Origin of the sequence: Lysobacter sp. FW306-1B-D06B (assembly GCF_038446665.1) — a bacterium.
Lineage (GTDB): Bacteria > Pseudomonadota > Gammaproteobacteria > Xanthomonadales > Xanthomonadaceae > Lysobacter_J.
The window spans coordinates 2892391-2912839 of the sequence record NZ_CP151802.1; the positions used below are offsets into that span (position 1 = coordinate 2892391).

At 68.5% G+C, this 20449-nt stretch carries 21 protein-coding genes; 8 read left to right on the forward strand and 13 right to left on the reverse strand.

Features of this window, described 5'->3' with window-relative positions; translation table 11 throughout:
• Window positions 1–284: 284 nt before the first annotated feature.
• The 5 genes from AAFF32_RS13245 to AAFF32_RS13265 form a co-directional block, all read right to left on the reverse strand.
• Window positions 285–929, reverse strand: a complete 645-nt coding sequence (locus tag AAFF32_RS13245) for a hypothetical protein (RefSeq protein WP_216966271.1) — start codon at window positions 927–929, stop codon at window positions 285–287.
• Complete coding sequence (locus tag AAFF32_RS13250) at window positions 919–3129, reverse strand: molybdopterin cofactor-binding domain-containing protein (protein WP_342315445.1); 2211 nt, start codon at window positions 3127–3129, stop codon at window positions 919–921. Before AAFF32_RS13250 ends, AAFF32_RS13245 begins: the two co-directional genes overlap by 11 nt.
• Window positions 3126–3605 (reverse strand): (2Fe-2S)-binding protein, encoded by a 480-nt coding sequence (locus AAFF32_RS13255; RefSeq protein ID WP_342315446.1) that lies wholly within the window; start codon window positions 3603–3605, stop codon window positions 3126–3128. The genes AAFF32_RS13250 and AAFF32_RS13255 overlap by 4 nt, the downstream gene beginning before the upstream one ends.
• 215 nt (window positions 3606–3820) lie before the next feature.
• Entirely contained in the window at window positions 3821–4687 is an 867-nt protein-coding gene (locus AAFF32_RS13260; protein WP_216966273.1) for a VOC family protein, read from the reverse strand.
• Window positions 4684–5067 carry a putative quinol monooxygenase gene (locus AAFF32_RS13265; RefSeq protein ID WP_216966275.1) on the reverse strand — a complete coding sequence of 128 codons (384 nt, stop codon included), beginning with the start codon at window positions 5065–5067 and terminating at the stop codon, window positions 4684–4686. The genes AAFF32_RS13260 and AAFF32_RS13265 overlap by 4 nt, the downstream gene beginning before the upstream one ends.
• A 257-nt stretch (window positions 5068–5324) precedes the next feature.
• Here AAFF32_RS13265 and AAFF32_RS13270 point away from each other — a divergent pair, with 257 nt between their 5' ends.
• From AAFF32_RS13270 to AAFF32_RS13295, 6 genes are all read left to right on the forward strand, one after another.
• On the forward strand, window positions 5325–6485 hold the full coding sequence (locus AAFF32_RS13270) for an L-dopachrome tautomerase-related protein (protein ID WP_342315447.1): 1161 nt from the start codon (window positions 5325–5327) through the stop codon (window positions 6483–6485).
• Between the two features lie 147 nt (window positions 6486–6632).
• On the forward strand, window positions 6633–8459 hold the full coding sequence (locus tag AAFF32_RS13275) for a monovalent cation:proton antiporter-2 (CPA2) family protein (protein WP_342315448.1): 1827 nt from the start codon (window positions 6633–6635) through the stop codon (window positions 8457–8459).
• 105 nt (window positions 8460–8564) lie between these two features.
• Window positions 8565–9239 (forward strand): type 1 glutamine amidotransferase domain-containing protein, encoded by a 675-nt coding sequence (locus AAFF32_RS13280; RefSeq protein WP_342315449.1) that lies wholly within the window; start codon window positions 8565–8567, stop codon window positions 9237–9239.
• A gap of 74 nt (window positions 9240–9313) precedes the next feature.
• Window positions 9314–10384, forward strand: coding sequence for an oxidoreductase (locus tag AAFF32_RS13285; protein WP_342315450.1), 1071 nt, complete (start codon window positions 9314–9316; stop codon window positions 10382–10384).
• A gap of 89 nt (window positions 10385–10473) precedes the next feature.
• The gene (locus AAFF32_RS13290) at window positions 10474–11031 is read left to right on the forward strand and encodes a YaeQ family protein (protein WP_216966285.1); all 558 of its coding nucleotides are present in this window, start codon (window positions 10474–10476) and stop codon (window positions 11029–11031) included.
• Between the two features lie 15 nt (window positions 11032–11046).
• A complete protein-coding gene (locus AAFF32_RS13295; RefSeq protein ID WP_216966287.1) occupies window positions 11047–12237 on the forward strand; it encodes an NAD(P)/FAD-dependent oxidoreductase in 1191 nt (396 codons plus the stop codon).
• A gap of 156 nt (window positions 12238–12393) precedes the next feature.
• On the opposite strand, the gene AAFF32_RS13300 is transcribed toward AAFF32_RS13295, so the two are convergent.
• From AAFF32_RS13300 to AAFF32_RS13320, 5 genes are all read right to left on the reverse strand, one after another.
• Entirely contained in the window at window positions 12394–13167 is a 774-nt protein-coding gene (locus AAFF32_RS13300) for a transporter (protein WP_342315451.1), read from the reverse strand.
• 236 nt (window positions 13168–13403) lie between these two features.
• Window positions 13404–13853, reverse strand: coding sequence for a peptide-methionine (R)-S-oxide reductase MsrB (gene msrB, locus AAFF32_RS13305; RefSeq protein ID WP_216966291.1), 450 nt, complete (start codon window positions 13851–13853; stop codon window positions 13404–13406).
• A gap of 92 nt (window positions 13854–13945) precedes the next feature.
• Window positions 13946–14347, reverse strand: a complete 402-nt coding sequence (locus tag AAFF32_RS13310) for a hypothetical protein (RefSeq protein ID WP_342315452.1) — start codon at window positions 14345–14347, stop codon at window positions 13946–13948.
• Window positions 14347–14784 (reverse strand): cupin domain-containing protein, encoded by a 438-nt coding sequence (locus AAFF32_RS13315; protein ID WP_216966295.1) that lies wholly within the window; start codon window positions 14782–14784, stop codon window positions 14347–14349. Before AAFF32_RS13315 ends, AAFF32_RS13310 begins: the two co-directional genes overlap by 1 nt.
• A 10-nt stretch (window positions 14785–14794) precedes the next feature.
• Window positions 14795–15235 carry a carboxymuconolactone decarboxylase family protein gene (locus AAFF32_RS13320; RefSeq protein WP_342315453.1) on the reverse strand — a complete coding sequence of 147 codons (441 nt, stop codon included), beginning with the start codon at window positions 15233–15235 and terminating at the stop codon, window positions 14795–14797.
• A 265-nt stretch (window positions 15236–15500) separates the two neighbouring features.
• Here AAFF32_RS13320 and AAFF32_RS13325 point away from each other — a divergent pair, with 265 nt between their 5' ends.
• Entirely contained in the window at window positions 15501–15974 is a 474-nt protein-coding gene (locus AAFF32_RS13325) for an EF-hand domain-containing protein (protein ID WP_216966299.1), read from the forward strand.
• A gap of 92 nt (window positions 15975–16066) precedes the next feature.
• Window positions 16067–17503 carry a PLP-dependent aminotransferase family protein gene (locus AAFF32_RS13330; RefSeq protein ID WP_342315454.1) on the forward strand — a complete coding sequence of 479 codons (1437 nt, stop codon included), beginning with the start codon at window positions 16067–16069 and terminating at the stop codon, window positions 17501–17503.
• Window positions 17504–17575: 72 nt separating this feature from the next.
• Here the strand turns inward: AAFF32_RS13330 and AAFF32_RS13335 are convergent, their stop codons facing one another.
• From AAFF32_RS13335 to AAFF32_RS13345, 3 genes are read right to left on the reverse strand one after another with little or no spacing between them, the layout of a single operon-like run.
• Window positions 17576–18349: an alpha/beta hydrolase gene (locus AAFF32_RS13335; RefSeq protein WP_342315455.1), complete on the reverse strand. Its 774-nt coding sequence runs from the start codon at window positions 18347–18349 to the stop codon at window positions 17576–17578.
• 56 nt (window positions 18350–18405) lie between these two features.
• Complete coding sequence (locus AAFF32_RS13340) at window positions 18406–19236, reverse strand: oxidoreductase (protein WP_342315456.1); 831 nt, start codon at window positions 19234–19236, stop codon at window positions 18406–18408.
• Window positions 19237–19260: 24 nt separating this feature from the next.
• Window positions 19261–20319, reverse strand: coding sequence for an alpha/beta hydrolase (locus AAFF32_RS13345; RefSeq protein WP_342315457.1), 1059 nt, complete (start codon window positions 20317–20319; stop codon window positions 19261–19263).
• Window positions 20320–20449 lie beyond the last annotated feature (130 nt).

Consider the following 20449-nt stretch of genomic DNA (forward strand, 5'->3'; position numbering starts at 1 on the left):
GACGTTTCACGCCTTGCCGATGGCGTGCGGATCGCGATGGCCAAGCTGTTGCAGCTGGCATGCCCAAAGGTGGAGCGTGGAAAGTCCCTGGATTCCCGCCTTCGCGGGAATGACGGTGTGCTGGTTTACCGGAGAGGAAGTGCCCACACGCAATGGGCCTGGATCCCGGCCTCCGCCGGGATGACAGTGGAATCGGCCGCGCGACACCGACCACGGACGGCAATCGCAACCACGCTCTTCAAACCGAGCTCTTCAGACGGAGCTCTTCAGATGAACTCTTCGGCCTAGCTCTTCGGACACGCCGCCCCGCTGGCGATCCACGCATCGATCAGCGCACCGAACTGCTTCTGCGTGCCCGGCGCCGGCGTTCGGCCGGAGCCTGGATTCCATGCCCATCCCACCAGCGTGTCGGTACCCATGTGATGGCTGATCTTCGCCAGGTCGCGGTTGCCGTTGCGCTTGAGATCCTTCAGCTGTTCGCAGATCTCGCCGATCGACTTGCCCTGCCAGGCCATCGACGCCGGTGCCAGCGCCCAGTGCGAATCGCCGGGAATGCTGCGCAGTGTGTCGCCCAACGTCATCGAGTTCACCTTGCCGTGGCAACTGCTGCACGGCATGCCGGGCGGGCCGTGGTCGTCGGGTCCGCCGGTCACCTCGGGCACGTGCGCGTGCAGGTCATCGCCCTGCGTGGGCGCACGCTCCACCGGATGGCAATTGAGGCAACGAGGGTGCTGCAACACCTTGCCCGCTTCCTCGAACAGCGCGACCGAGCGCTTGCGCTCATCGGTGATCGAATCGAACTCCGACACGGCCTTCAAGGTGGCGCCGGAGGTGGCGGCCTTCGGCGCCGTGTTCTGCGCCCACGCGACGGCCACGCACAGCAACACGCCCGATGCCGCCGCGAGGGCCACGACTGCATTACGCTTCATGACGGCCTCCTTTCAGCAATTCGGTGTCGATGGGAAGATCGAACACGCGCTTGCCGGTGGCGTGGAAGATCGCGTTCGTGACGGCCGGGAAGATGCCCGACGTCCCCGGCTCGCCGACGCCGCCCGGATCGGCCGTGCTCGGCACGATGTGAACTTCCACCGGTGGCGTGTCGCGCATGCGCAGCACGGGATAGGTGTCGAAGTTGCTTTCGACGATGCGCCCGCGTGCGACGGTGATCCTGCCGTACTGCACGGCGGACAGGCCGTACACCACGCCGCTCATCAGCTGCGCCTTCACGATGTCCGGGTTCACGGCCACGCCGCAGTCGATGGCGCACACCACGCGCTCGACCTTGTACTTTCCGTCCGGCGCCACGCGCACTTGCGCCACGGTCGCCAGGAAGCTGCCGAAGCCGTCCTGCACCGACATGCCCAGCCCTTGCCCGCGTTCGAGCTTGCGGCCCCATCCGGCCTTCTGCGCGGCCAGTTCCATCACGGCGAGCGAACGCGGGCTCTTGCCCAGCAGGCGCCTGCGGTATTCCACCGGATCGATGCCGGCGCGCTGCGCCAGGTCGTCGATCACCGACTCCACCACGAACACGTTGCGCGTATGGCCCACGCCGCGCCAGTTGCCCACATGCAGGCCCGTGGGCGGTTCCTGGCGCACGAAGTCGACGCGCGCGTTGGCGAAGTCGTACGGCCCGGCAGCGCCGTTGACCGCATCGAAGTCGACGCCGTCCTTGAAGAAGATCGGCAGGAACGTCGCCATGATCGCCGGCCCGACCACGCGGTGGTGGAAGCTCACCGGCATTCCCTCGCGATCGGTGCCGACCCAGACGCGGCTGTGGTTGTGATAGCGGAAGTAATCCTGCTGGATGTCTTCCTCGCGGCTCCAGATCACCTTGACAGGCGCATCCACGTGCTTGGCGATGCGCACCGCCTGGTGCACGTAGTCGGCTTCCAGGCGTCGGCCGAATCCGCCGCCGAGCAGATGGTTGTGCACGATCACCTTGTCCAGCGGCAGGCCGCTGGCTTCGGACGCGCGCTTTTGCGCGCGCCCCAGCACCTGGCAGCCAACCCACACCTCGCAGCGATCCTTCGTCACGTGCGCGGTGCAGTTGATCGGCTCCATCGTCGCGTGCGCGAGCATGGGCTGGCGGAACGTCGCCTCGTAGCGTTTTGCGGGACGCGCGGCGGCGACATCGCCGACTTTCACCGCGACCACGCCCTCGCGCTCCAGTGCGGCGTCGCATTGCGCCACCAGCGCGGCGGTGTCGACGTTGGCGTTGGCGCCTTCGTTCCAGCGGATGTCCAGCGCCGCCAGACCCTTGCGCGCCGCCCAGGTGTGGTCCGCGACCACCGCCACCAGATCGTCCAGCACCACGACCTGGCGCACGCCGCGCACCGCCAGCGCGGGCGCCTGGTCCACGCCGGCCACCTTGCCGTCGAACACCGGCGTGGCGCGCACGGCGGCGTAGCGCACGCCTTGCGGCAGTGCATCGATGCCGAACTTCGCCGTGCCGTTGACCTTCGCGGGCGTGTCGACACGCTTCACCGAATGGCCCACCAGCTTGTATTCGGACAGCGGCTTCAACGGCGCCTTCTCCGCCGGCGCCGGCAATGTCGCCGCGGCGGCCACCAGTTCGCCGTAGCCCAGTCGCTGGTTGTTGCCCGTGTGGATGACCTGGCCGTGTTCGGTGCGCAGCTCGGAGGGCTGCGCGTTCCATCGCTTGGCGGCGGCGGCCACCAGCAATGCACGCGTGTCCGCGCCGGCCTGCCGCAACGTCGCCCAGCTTCCCGGCAGCGAGGCCGAACCGCCGGTGACCTGCCCGCCGAACACGGGATGGCTGTAGAGCGTCTCGTCCGGCGGTGCGGGTTCCACCTTCACCTGATCCAGACCGACATCGAGTTCCTCGGCCAGCAGCTGCGCCTGCGAGGTGTACGCACCCTGGCCCATTTCCACGTACGGCACGACCAGCGTCACCGCGCCGTCGGGGGCGATGCGGATGAACGCGTTCGCGCTCCACGGTTTGGCGCCTTTGCCGGCGCGCGCGGCGGCCGCCTGCGTGGGGCCGCCGAGTTGGAAACCCACCACGAGGCTGCCGCCGACCGCGGCGACCGTCTGCAGGAACGCACGCCGCGACTGGCGGATTCCGCCCAATGCCGTCGCGAGGGTTTCGTCGCGGGAATCGGCGCTCATGACGCGTCTCCCCGTCCGCCCACCTGCCGGGTCGCCAGCTTGATGGCGCCGCGGATGCGCTCGTACGTGCCGCAGCGGCAGATGTTGCCGCTCATGATGCCGTCGATGTCGTCGTCACTGGGCGCGGCATTGCCGGCCAGCAGCGCGGCCGCCGACATGAGCTGCCCGGACTGGCAGTACCCGCACTGGACGACTTCGTTGTCGAGCCACGCCTTCTGCAACGCGCGTCCGACCGGCACTTCATGCAGCGCCTCGATGGTGCGTACCTGCGAATCGCCGACGGCGGCGATCGGCGTGATGCACGATCGGCGCGGCACGCCATCGATGTGCACCGTGCAGGCGCCGCACAGGGCGACACCGCAACCGAATTTGGTGCCCGTCAGGTGCAGCACGTCGCGCAGCACCCACAGCAACGGGGTGTCGTCGTCGACATCCACCGTGTGCCGCACCCCATTGACCATGATCGTTGCTGGCATCGGAATCTCTCGCTGGCAACGGCGCCGGCCGCGAAGTCATCGCAGCGAGCACCAGGTGACCGTCCATGGAAAAACGATCTGCAACCCACCGGCAACGTAGCAGCCGGGACCGCGTGGGCGCTGGCACGGGATTGCGGAAAGATCGCCCGATCGCCGCGCATTCCGCCCACCTGCCGCCTCTTCCACCGCCACGCGCGTGCGCGCGGCGCCACGCCTCAGCCGCTGCTGCCCGAGACCTTTCTCTGTCGTGCCTGCAAGGCCTCCTGGAACGTCCGCTTCACCGGCCCCAGCGCCTGCACGAACTCCAGTTGCTCGCCCTCCGGACCCTTGCAGTAGATCAGCGACCATCCGTCGGACTGTCCCTGGGTGATGCGGTTGGAATTGGCATCCAGCGGCGCGGCCCGGCGCTGCTGCTCGGTGGTGACGGTGATGACGCGGTTGGCCTTCACTTGCGTCATGCCGCGACGCGCGCACTCGGCTTCCAGGTCGCGGATGAAAACGTTGAAGTCGACGTCGTCGCGCAGGTAGAAGCAGATGTGCATCGATCGCGGGAACGCCGGGCTCATCAGCTCGCGCGGGTCGGCGAAGCTGTTGCCGCGTCCCATCGGCTGGTCCGAGTCGCGGTACTGCAGCAACTCGATGACGACGTTGTCGAACTGGATGAAGCGCACGTCCAGCCGTTGCGCACCGCCGCGCAGGTCGGGAATGCCGCGCGTGCGCGGATTGACGCCGCGCTCGCGCGCGAGGATGTCCTCGTCGGTGAGCAGCGTGTTGTGGATGCGTTCTCCCTGGAAGTCGCCGTCGCGCATCACTTCCGTGCCGCCGAGCACCTGCGTGTAGAACGCGTAGGCGCGCTCCATGTTCTGCACCGTCAGGCCGAAATGCTGGACGCCCTGCAACCTCGCACCCAACGAACCCGCCGCAAGCGGCGCACCGGCATCGGCCTGGGCGGCGGCCGCGAGCGGCATCGCCGAGGCCGCCAGGCCCGCGAGCACGGCCGTGCCGGCACCGAGCACGACCTCGCGGCGTCCCGTGTCGATGGGGCCGGCGTCGGTCGGATGCGGTTGCGAACCTGTTTTCATGTGGCGTCTCCGGGCTTGGGCTCGCGGGTCGAAGGGGCCGGCACGAGGTCGGCGACAACGAAGGGAAGCACCACGTGGGCCTGGCGTTGCGCCAGCGTGTCGATCACGGCCAGGTAGTGCTGGAAGTGCGCGGTGCCGCGGTGCGCCGCCACGGCGGCCTGATCGCGGTAGAGCTCATCGAGGACGAAGCGCCCGGGTTCGGCGGAATCCTGCCAGATGTCCCAGCGCAGGTTGCCGGGCTCGGCGCGACTGGGGGCCACCATGCCGCGCAGCAATTCTTCCAGTGCGCGCGCCTGCCCGGGCTTCGCCGTCAGGATCGCCACGATCTTCGCGCGGGCTTCCACGATATTCGCTCCGCCAAACCAGTCGTCGAGTTTCATGGGTCGGGCACCACGCGCACTGCGGCGGATGCGGCGGGTCGAACGATCCGCTCGATATCGCCCTGTCGCCAGTCTTCCCCGGCCGCGCGCAGACAGGAAAGTAAATCCTCGTGAATTCCCGTTAGCACCGGCCCGCACCCGGCTGCGCCGGCAACGGCGCGATGCGACGGCTTAACCGCGCTTGCCAAGACTTAACGCGTCGGCCTTCGCGCGCGGGCGTAGCCTCGATCCGACGACACGACCGCGAGGAACCGGCGATGACGACCGCACGTGCATGCATCCTTTCCGCCGCCCTCACCGTGTGCGCCTGCTCCGGCCAGGACACACCCGCGCCCGCACAGGCGCCGATGACGGCCTCGGACCTGCCCCCTGCCCCGGCCGCGACGCCCACGGTCGGCCAGGTCGAGATCGTCGCCGCGCTCGACATCACGCCGGGCAACGTCACGGTCTCCAAGGACGGCCGCATCTTCGCCAGCGTGCACGGCATGCGGCGCGGTCCGGTGCAGCTGATCGAGGTGACCGGGCGCAGCACCTACGCGCCGTTCCCGGACGATGCCTGGAACGCGAAGCCCGGCTCGGGCAAGGACGTCCTCAACACGCCGCACGGCGTGGTCATCGACGGGCAGGATCGGCTGTGGGTGATCGATCACGGCAACTGGATGGACAAGCCGCAGCCGCCGAAGCTGCTGGCGTTCGACATCGCGTCGCGCAAGCTCGCCTTCCGCCACGATTTCGACAAGAAGGCCGCACCCGCGGGCCAGATCCTCCAGGACCTCGCAGTGGATGGAGAACGCGGCTTCGTGTACGTCGCCGATTGCGGGCCGGATCCGGCCATCGTCGTGGTCGACACCGGCAAGGGAACCGCGCGGCGTTTCAGCGGGCATCCATCGCTGCAGGCCGAGGACGTGGAACTGGTGGTCGAAGGCAAACCCCTGCTTTTCCCCGGCGCGAACGGCGTGATGGGCCCGGCGCGCGTGGGCATCAATCCGATCACGCTGTCGGCCGATGGCGAGACGGTCTTCTTCGGTTCGATGAACGGCACCAGCTGGTTCTCGGTTCCCGCGCGCCTGTTCCGCGAAGGCGCCAGCGACGAGGCGATCGGAAACGCCATCGCGCGCGTGGGCCCCAAGCCCTTGTCCGATGGCGCCGCGACGGATGCGGACGGCAACCACTTCATCACCAACCTGCCCGACAACGGCGTCGACATGCTGACCCGCGACGGCACGTTGCGGCCGCTGGTGCGCGACGCGCGTTTCCTGTGGACGGACAACGCGCACTTCGGCCAGGACTCGTGGCTGTACGTGGCGGTGAACCAGCTGCACCGCAATCCGATCTTCACCGGCGCGGAGGATCGCGGCGTGCCGCCGTACCTGATCGCCCGCGTGTGGACGGGCACGCGCGGGCTGCCCGGGCGCTGATCGACGACGAGCCGGTTCCTCCCGCCGCATGCCGCATCACCTGCGCACGCGGCCCTCCGACGCGCGGCGACGACGCCACGACGCATCGCACGCGATGATGCACGCGCGCCCTCCCCGCGCGGCCCGGGCGCCACCACGGAGGAAGTCATGGCAGTGGAATCGACGACGAACGACCCGCTGATCCAGGCGGTCACCCTGCTCGGCGCCGCGGTCATCATGGTGCCGCTGTTCCGAAGGCTGGGACTGGGCTCCGTGCTGGGCTATCTGGTCGCGGGCCTGATCGTGGGGCCTTTCGGCCTGGCCTGGTTCACCGAACCGGAGGCGATCCTCCACATCGCGGAACTGGGCGTGGTGATGTTCCTGTTCGTCGTGGGGCTGGAGATGCGCCCCTCGCACCTGTGGAGCCTGCGTCGCGACATCTTCGGTCTGGGAACGCTGCAGATCGTCACCTGCTCGGTCGCGCTCACCGCCGTCGGCATGGCATTGGGCTGGCCGTTCACCGTGGCCTTCATCGGCGCGATGGGCTTCGTGCTCACCTCCACCGCCATCGTGATGCAGTTGCTGTCGGAGCGCGGCGACCTGGCGCGGCCCAACGGCCAGCGCATCGTGTCGGTGTTGTTGCTGGAAGACCTGCTCATCGTTCCGCTGCTGGCGATGGTGGCGTGGATGGCGCCGGCGCACGAGACGGCCGACGCGTCGCCGCGCTGGGTGTCGATACTCGGCGGCGTGGCCGCGCTGCTGGCGTTGCTCGCAGCCGGACGCTGGCTGCTCAATCCCCTGTTCCGCATCCTCGCCGGCAGCCGCGCGCGCGAGGTGCTCACCGCGGGCGCGCTGCTGGTGGTGCTCGGCGCCGCGTTGCTGATGCAGGCCGGCGGTCTGTCGATGGCCATGGGCGCGTTCATCGCCGGCGTGCTGCTGGCGGAGTCCAGTTTCCGACATCAACTCGAAGCCGACATCGAACCCTTCCGCGGCATCCTGCTCGGCCTGTTCTTCCTCGGCGTGGGCATGGCGCTGGACCTGTCGGTCGTGCGCGCGGACTGGCGCATCGTCGTCACCGGCGTGCTGGCGATGATGGCGACCAAGGGCGTGTGCATCTACCTGGTCGCGCGCGTGTTGCGCAGCGGCCATGGCGAGGCGATGGATCGCGCATCGTTGATGGCCCAGGGCGGCGAATTCGCCTTCGTCCTGTACGCCACGGCCGCCCATGCGGGGGTCATCGCTACGCAGGCGAACGCGAGACTCACCGCGATCGTCGTGCTGTCCATGGCGCTGACGCCGCTGGTGACGCTGCTGGTGCGACGCCTGGTGCCCGCATGCCGGCCGCAGGTGCTGGCCGGGCTCGACCGCGCCGTCGGCCTGTCCGGCAGCGCGCTGATGATCGGCTTCGGCCGGTTCGGCCAGGTCGTCAGCCAGTCGCTGCTGGCGCGCGACGTGGACGTCACCATCATCGACACCGACGTGGAGATGATCCAGGCCGCGTCGGATTTCGGCTTCAAGATCTACTACGGCGACGGCACGCGACTGGACGTGCTGCAGGCCGCCGGCGCCGATCACGCCAGGGTGATCGCGGTGTGCGTGGACGATTGCCAGGCGGCGAACGACATCGTGGACCTGTGCAAGGCGCAGTTCCCGCAGGCTTCGCTCATGGTGCGTGCCTACGACCGCGAGCACGCCTGGCACCTGGCCGGCGAAGGCGTCACGCTGCATGTGCGCGAGACGTTCGAGTCCGCGTTGGCCTTCGGCACGTTGATGCTTCGCGAACTGGGCCTCACGCCAACCGATGCCGAGCGCATCGCCCGCGATGTGCGCGTTCGCGACGCCGATCGCTTTGCCTACGAGCTGGCCGGCGGCGACTGGGTCAGCGGCGCGGTCATGAGTTTCAGCAAGCCGCAACCCACGCCGCTGACACCGCCGCGACGCGAAAGCCGTGCGCTGAACGAGGCCGCGGAGGTCGCGACCCGCGCCAGGACCTAGGCCGCGACCTTCACGCCAACCCGCGCGATTTCACCGCGTTTTACGAGCGTCCGCGACATCGCCCGTGGTACCAAATGCGTCTGGCTCCGGCACGGGAGAACGGCCATGCGCGTGAAGTACGTCCTGTGTGTTTCCACCAACGCCGGCACCATCGGCCCGAACAACCGCCATACCGGATTCTTTTTCCCGGAGATCGCACATCCCTTCGAGGTGCTCGATCAGGCCGGCATCGCGATGGAGTTCGCATCGCCCAAGGGCGGCAAGCCACCGCAGGACGGTTTCGACGAAAAGGATGCCGTGCAGGTCGCGTTCTCCAACAGCGCAGCGTACCGGCGACTGGCCCACAGCCGGCCGCTTCGCGACGTGGACGTGCTCGACTACGACGCGATCTTCTTTCCCGGCGGGCTGGGGCCGCTGGTGGACATCGCGACCGACCCGGAGGTGAAGAAGGCGGTCATGCGCGCCTGGAACGGCGGGAAGATCGTGTCGGCCGTGTGCCACGGGCCGGTCGCCTTCCTCGGCGCCACGCTCGACGACGGCACGCCGCTCGTTCGCGGGCGCAAGCTGACATCGTTCTCCACCGCCGAGGAAGACGGCTACGCCCGCGCCGACGTGCCGTTCGATCTGGAAGGCGCGCTGCGCGAGGCGGGCGCCGAACATTCCTCTGCCCCGCCGTGGCAGCCCAAGCTGGTCGTCGACGGCCGATTGATCACGGGCCAGAACCCGGCCTCCGGCACGCTGGTGGGCGAAGCGCTCGTGGACGCGTTGAAGCGCGCGTGAGCATGCCGCGCCCGCCCGGGCCTGCGCCCGGACGGACGGCATCGTGTGGCACACGGTGAGAAGGAGACGCAGCCGTGCCGTGCTCCAGTCTGTTCGAACCGATCCGAATCGGCGGGCTGGAGCTCGCCAACCGGCTCGCCGTCGGGCCGATGCACCAGTTCTCCGCCGAGAACGGCTGCATGAGCGATTGGCACCTCATCCACCTGGGGCATCTGGCGTTTTCCGGCGCGGGCGTGCTGATCATCGAAACCACGGCGGTGCTGCCGGAGGGACGCACGACACCCGCCGACGTCGGGCTGTGGAACGATCAGACGCAATCGGCGCTGTGCCTGACGATCGAGAGCATCCGCCGCTGGTGCGACGTGCCGATCGCGGTCGAACTCGGCCACGCCGGGCGACGCGGCTCCACCGAAGTGCCGTGGCTCGGTGGCGGACCCATCGCCCCTGGCACGGGACGGGACTGGCGCACGGTCGCGCCGTCCGCACTGCCCTTCCAGAGCGGACAGACGCCGCCGCGGGCGCTGGATCGCCTCGATCTCCAGCGCATCCGCGAAGGCTTCGCCAACGCGGCCGCGCGTGCGTCGCGGGCGGGCATCGATGCGATCCAGCTCCACGCCGGCGACGGACAGCTGCTGCATCAGTTCCTGTCGCCGCGATCCAATCGGCGCGACGATGCCTACGGCGGCAGCCTGCACAACCGCATGCGGTTTCCATTGGAGGTGTTCGAAGCCGTGCGCAATGCGCTGCCGGCCCGGTGCCCGGTGACGGTGCGGATTCCCGCCTACGACGGCGCGGGAAACGGTTGGTCGATCGAGCAGGCCGTCGTCCTGGCACAAGCGCTGGAAGCACGCGGTTGCGATGGCTTCCAGGTCTGCACCGGGGGCCTGCTCGCGCAACCGGCGCCCACGCGTGCGCGTGAAATGGCGGCGGTGCGGCGGGTGAAGCGCTCCATCGACACGCCGGTGATCCTCGCCGTCGCCGAGCCCGACTTCGAGCGCGTGGAAGCCCTGGTCACGGACGGTCATGCCGACGTGGTCGCGCTGACCCGCACCCTCGTCGAATCCCCGCGCTGGCCCTGGCACGCCGCGCGATCCCTGCATGGCGCGGTCGCCCGGCCGATTCAGTACCGGTACCTCGCCGGCTGATGCCCCGGGACCGCGCCCAGCGCGCCTCGGGCGCGCGCGGCGCCAAGCGCCTAGAATGCGCGCTCCGTTATCGCCCAAGGCATCCCCACATGGCGCTCAAGGCGACCGTGGTCAAGGCCGAGCTTCAGCTCAGTGACCTGGACCGGCACCATTACGCAACCTATCCCCTCACCCTCGCCCAGCACCCGTCGGAGACCGACCAGCGGCTGATGGTGCGGGTGGTCGCCTACGCGCTGTTCGCCAGCGAACGCCTGGAATTCGGCAAGGGCCTGAGCACCGACGACGAACCCGATCTCTGGCGCCGCGATTACACCGGCGACATCGAGCTGTGGATCGACCTCGGCCAGCCTGACGACTCGCGTATCCGCAAGGCCTGCGGTCGCGCGCGCCAGGTCGTCGTGGTCAATTACGGCGGCCGCGCCGCCGACCTGTGGTGGGACAAGAACGCCGCCGTGTTGACGCGCCTGGGCAACCTCACCGTGATCGACATCGATGCGGCGGCCGTGGACGCCCTGGCCGCGATGATCGAACGCAGCATGCGCCTCAACGCCATCATCCAGGACGGCGAGTTGCAGGTGATGGGCGACACCGGCACGGTCGCATTGCGTCCGCGCACGCGCATGGCGCCGGCCGCACAGGCAGCCTGATCGCACAGGTTCGGCATGAGCGGGCATTTCGACGTACTGATCGTGGGTGGCGGCGCCGCGGGACTGATGTGCGCGTTGACCGCCGGTCGGCGCGGCAAGCGCGTGCTCGTGGTCGAACACGCCAACCGCGTCGGCAAGAAGATCCTCATGTCCGGCGGCGGTCGCTGCAATTTCACCAACACCGGCGCCACGCCCGCCAACTACCTCTCGGCCAACCCGCATTTCTGCAAGTCGGCGCTGGCGCGCTACACGCCGTGGCACTTCATCGAGATGGTCGAGCGCCACGGCATCGCCTATCACGAAAAGGAACTGGGCCAGCTGTTCTGCGATGTCTCGTCCAAGCTCATCGTGAAGATGCTGCTGGACGAATGCGCCGATGCCGGCGTGCGCGTGGAGACCAGTTGCAGCATCGAGCGCGTCAGCCACGGCGACAGCGAGGAAGCCCGCTTCCGCCTGCACACCAGCCACGGTGCGTTTTCCGCGCCATCGCTGGTGGTGGCCAGCGGCGGGCTGTCGATCCCGAGCATGGGCGCGACCGGCTTCGGCTACGAACTGGCGCGCCGCTTCGGCCACGCCGTGCTGCCCACGCGCGCGGGGCTCGTCCCGCTCACGCTCAGCGGCAAGCATCAGGAACGCCTGGCCGATCTGAGCGGCGTCGCGCTGCCGGTCACCGCGCACTGCAACGGCGCGAGTTTCAGCAATTACATGCTGATCACGCACCGCGGCGTCAGCGGCCCGTCGATCCTGCAGATCTCCTCGTTCTGGCAGCCCGGTGACGATCTGCGCCTGGACCTGTTGCCCGGCCAGGATGCACTGGAAGCGTTGCAGCAATGGCAGCGTGAACGGCCGTCCGCGGAGCTCAAGACCGTGCTCGGCGACGTCATGCCCAAGCGCTTCGCTCAGCGACTGTGCGAACACTGGCTGCCCAATCGGCCGATGAAGCAGTACAACGCGCCGCAGCTGCGCGAGATCGCGCAGGTGTTGAGCGACTGGTCGCTGGTGGCCAGCGGCACCGAAGGCTACCGCACCGCCGAAGTGACCCTGGGCGGTGTCGATACCGATGAAGTGTCATCGAGCACCATGCAATCCAGGCGTGTGCCGGGGCTGTATTTCATCGGCGAAGTCATCGACGTCACCGGCTGGCTCGGCGGTTACAACTTCCAGTGGGCCTGGGCTTCGGGGCACGCCGCCGGTAACGCGGTGTAGCGTCCCCGGCCTGTTCTCGCGAACTGAGCAGCCAATGACGAAGCAGCCCTTCTCCGATTCACGGGAGAAGGAGCCGGCAGGCAGATGCGGGCCAACGCGCAGGCTTGCTCGAATGGATCAGCACGCCCTCCCCTCACCGCAAGCGGGAGAGGCGCGTCATTTGGGGAACAACAGCGTGAAGGTGAAACGCAGGCCCCACTCCGGCCCGCCCGGCGGTTGGTCAAGGTAAGCGCGCACGCCTCCCTGGTAGCTGACGCGCTGGTTCCCGATCTTCGAGACCTTGCTGTAGAACACGTTGAGCGGCACGGTCCATTGCTCCGCTTCCCAATCGTAGGTCGACTCGAAGCTGGCGCCGAGCGTGCGCCCCTGCCCCATGCCGCGACTGACGAACGGCTGCAGGAAGGTGGAATTGATGTCGGCACGGTCGCTGCCGCCGGCGACATCGACGATGTGGTTGACCAGCGCGCCGTACGTCCACGCGCCTTCCTGCTTGAGCACAACGAAGGTCGGGCCCAAGCCCCACGTATCGGCGCCCAGGTCGTCGCTGCCGGTGGGAATCAGCATCGCAGGACCCACGCCCCACGTCAGGCCGGATGCGCCGGGTTTCTTCGGCGAAAAGAAGAAGCTCTGCGTGATGTCGCCGATGCCGGTCTGGTTGTCGCCGGGGATGGCATCGCGCTGGTGGATCACCGGCAGGATCGTGCGCGAGATGACGTTCCAGTGCTCGGAGATCGAGAATGGCGCCACCGGCTGTATGTTCATCAGATGGCGTTGCCCGTCCTCGCCGAACGTCTCGTCGTAGTTGTACTGGAACGGCACGCTGATCAGTGCCGCCACGGGATTGGACAGCGCCTTGGCCAGTTCGTCGGCGTCATGCTGCTGCGCCGACGCGGCGGCGGACGGCAGAAAAACCAGGCACGCAGCGAGCATCCGCGCGGATATGCGGGCGCGCGTGTTGGATTCGAAGGAATGGTCGCGCTGCGTTGCTCTCGATCCCATCACAGCGCCCCAGGCAATGCGTCGTGGGCGCAGGCTGAGGGCGGGCCGGTGAGCGCGCGGTGAAATGCAGGCAAGGCCGGCCGGCGCCATGGTGGGAGACGGCACCATGACGTCCGGACCGGCCGCCGCTTGTTCAGATCGGCATGGCCGACCTGTGTGCACCGCGATCAGCGCAGGTCTTCGACCTGATCGATCCACTTGCCGTAGCCGGCCGCTTCCATCTCCTCGCGCGGAATGAAGCGCAGCGACGCCGAGTTGATGCAGTAGCGCAGGCCGCCGCGATCGCGCGGGCCGTCGGGGAAGACGTGGCCGAGATGGCTGTCGCCATGCGAGGAACGCACTTCCGTACGAATCATGCCGTGCGAGGTGTCGCGCAGTTCGCTGATGCTGGAGTCATCGATCGGCTTGGTGAAGCTCGGCCACCCGCAGCCGGATTCGTACTTCGCCGACGAAGCGAACAGCGGTTCGCCGGACACGATGTCGACGTAGATGCCCGGACGTTCGTTGTGGAGGTATTCGCCGGTGCCGGGGCGCTCGGTGGCGCCTTCCTGGGTGACGCGATACTGCTCCGGGGTCAGCCGTGCGACGGCTTCGGGGGTCTTGCGATAGTCGCTCATGGGGGCTCCTTTAGGCGGGCCTGATCGAACTCGGCCTGTTCAAGATGGGGGCATCGGAAAGGACTCCAATGCCCCCTGTTTCAATGCCGGATTCAAAGGGTCGCCGCGTCGTGCCGGGCGGCGGCGGCGCGCATGTCCGGGATCACGCGGTCGGCGACGAACCCGAACACGTCCTCGTAGGCGTCCTTCACGATGTCATGCCTTGCGGCGGCATCCGTGCCCGCCACGAAGCCGGGGCTGAAGCGGATCACCCGCCCGGTGACGCGTGCGCCGACGATCTCCAGCCCCGCGAATTCCTCGGCGTCCTCGCGGCGCGCGAACACCAGCACCTCGCGCCCCGCGACGTCTTGCAGCCGGAACTCACGCGCCGCGAACGACAGCTCCTCGCCTTGCGTGATGAAGTGCCACGGCGCGAAGCTGGTCAGCGACTGCGAGAGGAACCAGCGCAGTGCATTGGGCCAGGCCGGATCGACCTTCGCACGCTGCGCACGCATCACCGCGATTCCTGCGCCGGGATCGGCGTCAACACCGGGCCGTCGCCTTCGTTGAGGATCCACACCAGCAGCTTCGCCGGTTGCGTGTCGCTGGCGTTGCGCGAGACGAGGTGGTCGATCCCCGGCGTTTCGTACCAGGATTCGCCGGCGCGATAGGTGACTTGCGGCTCGCCTTCCAGCTGCGAGACCACGGCGCCTTCCAGCACGTAGGCGACCACCGAACCGCCATGCACGTGCGGGATGGAGCGCTGGCCCGGGGCGTATTCGACGGTGAAGAACAACAGGTTCTTCCCCGGCGCGTCGGACAGTGCGCGCTGCTGCAGCATGCCGATCTTCTCGGCGCCGTCGCCCTCGCCGGGGCCGTGGGCGAAGGCCGCGGGCGCGGCCCCCAGGAGGGATGCCAGCAGCAACGCGCCGGACAGGATGCGGGTGTTCATGCGCTTCACCTCACATCGCCGAAACGGAGCGGAAGCCGACCGCAAGGCGGTTCCAGCCGTTGATGGCGTTGATGGCCACCGTCAGGTTGACGCGCTCGCGCTCGTCGAACTGGCTGCTGACCCATTCGTAGTCGGCGTCCGGCACGTGCGTGTCGGCAATGCGCGTGAGCGACTCGGTCCAGGCGAGCGCGGCGCGCTCCTTGTCGGTGAAGAACGGCGACTCGCGCCACACCGCGACGGCGTGCATGCGACGCTCGCTCTCGCCGTGCTTGCGTGCATCGCTGCTGTGCAGGTCGACGCAGTAGGCGCAGCCGTTGATCTGCGAAGCGCGCAGCTTCACCAGTTCGAGCAGGGACGGCTCCAGGCCGAGCTTGTTGACGGCCGCCTCCAGGGCAATCATGGCTTTGGCGGCGTCGGGGGATGCTTTGTAGAAGTCGAGACGGGCTTTCATGGAACAGGTTCCGTGTGGTTGGGGAGTGAGGCCATCCTAGGGAGGCAGTGCGCACTCGCAGGGCGCCAATTCCGGGAATCTTCGGAGACCACCTCCACCGCCGTTTGTATCGAAACGTAACGAAGGCGCCGCACGCGACATCGCGTTACACGACCGCCCCTGCGACGACACACCGCGGACACGCCAACCGCGCGAAGTAGCACCTGCCGCGCTTCGCCCGATACCCGATGGCGGCGCCGCATCCCACCGTCATTGGAGTGTCCTCATGTCCCGAATCAATACGCGTCACCCCGCCGGCATGCTCGGCGTCGCACTCGCCGGCCTGGTGCTGAGCGGTTCCGCCTTCGCAGTCCAACCGCTTTCGCAGGGCTACATGCTCGCCGCCGCGCACGCCGGCGCCGAGGGCAAGTGCGGTGAGGGCAAATGCGGTGAAGGAAAGTGCGGTGAAGGAAAGTGCGGGACCCACGCGAAGGCCACCGCCAAGGCCGCCGAGGGCAAGTGCGGCGAAGGCCAGTGCGGCGACGCACGGTTCGCCTCGGCCGACACCGACAAGGACCACCTCGTCTCGCGCGCCGAGTTCGTGGCGGTGGTGCCGGGCGGCGAAGCGATCTTCGCGACGAAGGACCCCAACGGCGACGGCTTCATCTCCGAGAAGGAGGCCTACCAGAACGTGAAGCAGGCCTACGACGCCAACGGCAAGCCGATGCCGCGCGGCCTGTTCGCCGGCATCAAGGACTGACCGCTTCCCGCGCCCCTTCCCCTTCCCTCCCTCCCGTTCCCGGGGAGGGGGCGCACCTTCCTTCGCGTCGATGGCCGATAATCGCGGCCGACATGGAACTGCACGTCGTCATCGAAGGCACGCGTGGACTGGCCGAGCAGATCTATCGCCAGCTGCGCGATGGCATCCGCACCGGGCGCCTCGCGGCCGGACAGCAATTGCCGCCCTCGCGCCTGCTTGCCGACCAACTCGGCGTATCGCGCAAGACCGTGGCGCAGGCGTACGCGAAGTTGACGCTCGACCGCTTGATCGTCACGCAGGTGGGCGCCGGCACCTTCGTCGCATCGCGCCTTCCGCCGTCCTCGCGTCCGCTGGTCCAGGACGACCTGGCGGGACGCGTCGTGGCGCGGCAATGGCAGGACATCCGCACGCCGCTGCGCCATCCCGTGCCCGAGGCGCGGCTGCGCTACGAGTTCATCGCCGGCGCATCGTCGCGACGCCTGTTCCCCGAAGCGGAATGGCGCCAGTGCGCACTCCATGCACTGCGCCGCACCGCCACGCTGCGTGGCTTCTACGCCGAGCCCGAAGGCCTTCCCGAACTTCGCGACGCGGTCGCACGCCACATCGGTTTCAGCCGTGGCGTGTCGTGTCGTCCTGAAGACCTGGTGATCACCAGCGGCGCGCAGCAGGCTCTGGATCTCATCGCACGCGTGCTGATCGAGCCCGGCAGCATCGTCGCGATGGAAGAACCCGGCTATCCACTGGCCCGCATGCTGCTGGAAGCCCAGCGCGCCTGCGTGGTGCCCGTGCCCGTGGACGCCGAGGGCCTGTGCGTGGACCGAATCCCCGACGGGACGCGGCTGATCTACACCACGCCCACGCACCAGTTCCCGCTCGGCATGACGATGAGCGCGGCGCGTCGGCATGCCTTGCTCGATCGCGCGTGCGAACTCGGCGCGATCGTGGTCGAGGACGACTACGACAGCGAGTTCCGCTACGTCGGCCAGACCTTCGAGCCGTTGCAGACACTGGACCGTCAGGGGCTGGTCGCCTACATCGGCACGTTCTCGAAATCGCTGTCGCCCGAGCTGCGACTGGGCTACGCCGTCGCGCCGCCCGCCCTGCGCACGGCGCTCATCAACGCCAAGCACCTGTCCGACTGGCACACGCCCACCGTGTTGCAGTGGACGCTGGCGCGCTTCATGGCCGAAGGCCACCTGCTCAGGCACGTGCGTCGCTGCCACGAGGTCTTCAGCGAGCGTCGCGAACGCCTGCTCGCGCGCCTCACCGGCGATCTCTCGCCCTGGCTGGAACCCTTGCCCGCGATTGCCGGCTATCACCTGGCCGTCATGATCCACGCGCCCCTCACGGCGATGCAGCTGTGCCAGCTGGCGCGTCGCGTGGAAGTGGGCCTGTATCCGCTGGACGACTGCTATGCGCTGCCTGACGGCAAGCCCGGGCTGCTCATGGGATTCGGCGCGATTGAAGCGCAGGACATTGACCCTGCGCTGGACCGCGTTCGCGGGATTCTCGAACAGCTGGCCGGCTGATCCGGCCCCGATTCGTGCGTGTCGCCCAACGCCGCACCGCGCGCACGAACCCGTGCGCGCGGCAGCGGGTCCTTACTTCGCCGTAGCGGCGCGTTCGATCAGCTTCGCGACCGATTCCGGATGCGACACCATCACCACGTGCGATGCGCCCTTCACCACTTCGGTGCCCTTGGACTTGGCGCGCTCGGCCATGAACGCCAGCGACTGGGGCGGGATGTTGCGGTCCTGGTCGCCGTAGACGAACCACGACGGAATGGCCTTCCACGCCGGAGCGCCGGAGGCTTCATTGAGCGCCGCCTCGGTGATCGGGCGCTGCGTCGCGGCCATCAGCACGGCTTCCGGCTTGGGCACGTCGGCGGCGAACTGCGCGGGGAACTTGTCCTGCTGGATGTACAGGTCCGCACCGCCACCGGCGAGCTTCACCGGCGGTGCCAGCGTCGGGCCGAGCGTGCTGCCCGGGAACTTGCCGGACAGGCCCGCCGCGGTTTCGCCCGCCTCGGGCGCGAACGCGGCGACGTAGACGAGCGCCTTGACGTTGGCATGATCGCGCGCGGCTTCGCTGATGACGCTGCCACCGTAGGAGTGGCCGACCAGCACCACCGGCGTGGACAGGCTGGTCAGCAGGTCCGACACGTAGGCACCGTCGCTGGCGACACCGCGCAACGGATTGGCGACGGCGACCACGGGATAGCCGTCCTTCTGCAGGATCCGGGCGACACCGTTCCAGCTGGACGCATCGGCGAACGCACCGTGCACGAGCACGACGGTGGGCTTGGCGCCCTGTGCGAAGGCCGGAGCCACGATCGACACGGCAGTCAAGGTCAGGGCCGCGAGCAAGGTCTTCATGCAACACTCCTTCAAGGTTGGAACATCGGGGGATTCGATGGCGCGAACCGTCGCCATCAGGTGGGGAAGTCGGTGGAGAGGCTCAGCTCGCGCCATCGCTGCAATTCGTCCAGGCGCTGGCGGTCGGCTTGTTCTATGCGTGCGACCGCGTCGCTGCCCAGCGCCAGGCGCAGCGGCGGCGATGGCATCGCGGCCAGCTCGAGGATGGCCTGCGCCGCGCGCGCCGGATCGCCGGGCTGGCGACCGTCGTAAGCGCGTTGCATGCGAGCGGTGGCGCCGACCACCGCGTCGTATTCGGGACGGCCTTCGCGCAGCAAGGTCGAGGCGCCGGCAAAGTCGGTGCGGAAGCCGCCCGGCTCGACGATCGTGACGTGCACGCCGATCAGCGCCATCTCCAGCGCCAGGCTTTCGGAGAAGCCCTCCACGCCCCACTTCGCAGCCGAGTACGGCGCGCGGCCCGGTGCGCCGACGCGACCGCCGACGGAGGAGACCTGGACGATATGTCCGCTGCGCTGGGAACGCATGAGCGGGATCGCGGCGCGCGTCATGATGATCGTGCCGAACAGGTTGGTTTCGATCTGGCTGCGGAACTCCTCAAGCGAGGTGTCCTCCACCGAGTCGACATTGCCGTAACCGGCGTTGTTGACCAGCACGTCCAGCCCGCCGAATGCATCCACCGCGCATTGCACGGCGCGCTGCGCGGCCACCGGATCGGTGACATCCAGCGCGACGACGCGCACCGCATCGCCATGCGCGGCCTGCAGCGTTGCGAGCTGCGCGGGATCGCGCGCCGTCGCGACGAGGCGGTGTCCGGCGTTCAGCACGGCATCGGCGAGAGCGCGGCCGATGCCGCGCGAACTTCCCGTGATCAACCAGCGCAGACTCATCGTCCAGTCCTCCCGGGGTGACGATCAGAGACGATCGGAATCGATGACCGCCTGCGCGAAGGCGTGCGGATCTTCCTGCGGCAGGTTGTGGCCGATGCCGCCGCTGATCAGCCGATGCTGGTACGGCCCGGTGAAGCGCTTGGCATACGCCTCCGGCGGCGGATGCGGGGCGCCGTTCGCATCGCCTTCCATCGTGATCGTGGGCACGTTGATGGACGGCAGTTGCGCCAGGCGCGCCTCCAGCGCGTCGTAGCGCGCCTCGCCCTCGGCCAGGCCGAGGCGCCAGCGGTAGTTGTGGATCACGATATCGACGTGGTCGGCATTCTCGAACGCCACCGCACTGCGATCGAACGTCGCATCGTCGAAGTTCCACTTCGGCGACGCCAGCTTCCAGATCAGGCGGGCGAAATCGTGGCGGTTCTTGTCATAGCCCGCGCGACCGCGATCGGTGGCGAAGTAGAACTGATACCACCACTGCAGCTCCGCCTCGGGCGCCAGCGGCGCCTGCGCGGCCTGCTGGCTGCTGATGAGGTAGCCGCTCACCGCGACGAGCGACTTCACGCGCTCGGGCCAGAGCGCGGCGACGATGTCGGCCGAGCGCGCACCCCAGTCGTAGCCGGCGACGATCGCCTTGTCGATGCGCAGCGCGTCCATCAATGCGATGACATCCTGGGCGAGCGCCGCGGGTTGTCCGTTGCGCAGCGTGTCGGGCGAAAGGAAGCGCGTGGTCCCGTAGCCGCGAAGGTGCGGCACGATCACGCGGTAACCCTTCGCCGCGAGCAGCGGCGCGACATCGACATAGCTGTGGATGTCGTACGGCCAGCCGTGCAGCAGGATCACCGGCGGACCGTCGGCCGGCCCGGCCTGCGCGTAACCGATGTCGAGCACGCCGGCGCGCACCTGCTTCAGCGGCCCGAAGGATGCGTGGGTCGCGCGCCTGGTGGCCGGGCTTTGCGCGGCGGCGGGTGTCGCGGCCCGTGCGCTGCCGATCAGGCCCAGCGACGCCGCGGTGACGCCAGCGGCGGCGGTGCCGATGAGCAGGCGGCGCACGGGGTCGATCCCGGCGGCTTCGATCTTGTCCATGGTCGATCTCCGTTATCGAGCAACAGTGGCGATGCGGCTGCCTGCGAGGGCGTGGTTCGCGTCCCTCGGAAGCGCGGTGCAAGCATGTCCGGCGCATGTATCCGGGATGTGTTCGGCAACCCCGGTCTTC

Bases quoted from the DNA above. Each gene is read 5' to 3' on its own strand.
- AAFF32_RS13330 (WP_342315454.1), top strand. From the start codon at position 16,067: ATGGAACTGCACGTCGTCATCGAAGGCACGCGTGGACTGGCCGAGCAG.
- AAFF32_RS13290 (WP_216966285.1), top strand. From the start codon at position 10,474: ATGGCGCTCAAGGCGACCGTGGTCAAGGCCGAGCTTCAGCTCAGTGAC.
- AAFF32_RS13315 (WP_216966295.1), bottom strand. From the start codon at position 14,784: ATGAACACCCGCATCCTGTCCGGCGCGTTGCTGCTGGCATCCCTCCTG.
- AAFF32_RS13255 (WP_342315446.1), bottom strand. From the start codon at position 3,605: ATGCCAGCAACGATCATGGTCAATGGGGTGCGGCACACGGTGGATGTC.
- AAFF32_RS13260 (WP_216966273.1), bottom strand. From the start codon at position 4,687: ATGAAAACAGGTTCGCAACCGCATCCGACCGACGCCGGCCCCATCGAC.
- AAFF32_RS13325 (WP_216966299.1), top strand. From the start codon at position 15,501: ATGTCCCGAATCAATACGCGTCACCCCGCCGGCATGCTCGGCGTCGCA.
- AAFF32_RS13275 (WP_342315448.1), top strand. From the start codon at position 6,633: ATGGCAGTGGAATCGACGACGAACGACCCGCTGATCCAGGCGGTCACC.
- AAFF32_RS13280 (WP_342315449.1), top strand. From the start codon at position 8,565: ATGCGCGTGAAGTACGTCCTGTGTGTTTCCACCAACGCCGGCACCATC.
- AAFF32_RS13340 (WP_342315456.1), bottom strand. From the start codon at position 19,236: ATGAGTCTGCGCTGGTTGATCACGGGAAGTTCGCGCGGCATCGGCCGC.
- AAFF32_RS13250 (WP_342315445.1), bottom strand. From the start codon at position 3,129: ATGAGCGCCGATTCCCGCGACGAAACCCTCGCGACGGCATTGGGCGGA.
- AAFF32_RS13335 (WP_342315455.1), bottom strand. From the start codon at position 18,349: ATGAAGACCTTGCTCGCGGCCCTGACCTTGACTGCCGTGTCGATCGTG.
- AAFF32_RS13345 (WP_342315457.1), bottom strand. From the start codon at position 20,319: ATGGACAAGATCGAAGCCGCCGGGATCGACCCCGTGCGCCGCCTGCTC.
- AAFF32_RS13265 (WP_216966275.1), bottom strand. From the start codon at position 5,067: ATGAAACTCGACGACTGGTTTGGCGGAGCGAATATCGTGGAAGCCCGC.
- AAFF32_RS13310 (WP_342315452.1), bottom strand. From the start codon at position 14,347: ATGCGTGCGCAGCGTGCGAAGGTCGATCCGGCCTGGCCCAATGCACTG.
- AAFF32_RS13245 (WP_216966271.1), bottom strand. From the start codon at position 929: ATGAAGCGTAATGCAGTCGTGGCCCTCGCGGCGGCATCGGGCGTGTTG.
- AAFF32_RS13270 (WP_342315447.1), top strand. From the start codon at position 5,325: ATGACGACCGCACGTGCATGCATCCTTTCCGCCGCCCTCACCGTGTGC.
- msrB (WP_216966291.1), bottom strand. From the start codon at position 13,853: ATGAGCGACTATCGCAAGACCCCCGAAGCCGTCGCACGGCTGACCCCG.
- AAFF32_RS13300 (WP_342315451.1), bottom strand. From the start codon at position 13,167: ATGCTCGCTGCGTGCCTGGTTTTTCTGCCGTCCGCCGCCGCGTCGGCG.
- AAFF32_RS13295 (WP_216966287.1), top strand. From the start codon at position 11,047: ATGAGCGGGCATTTCGACGTACTGATCGTGGGTGGCGGCGCCGCGGGA.
- AAFF32_RS13320 (WP_342315453.1), bottom strand. From the start codon at position 15,235: ATGAAAGCCCGTCTCGACTTCTACAAAGCATCCCCCGACGCCGCCAAA.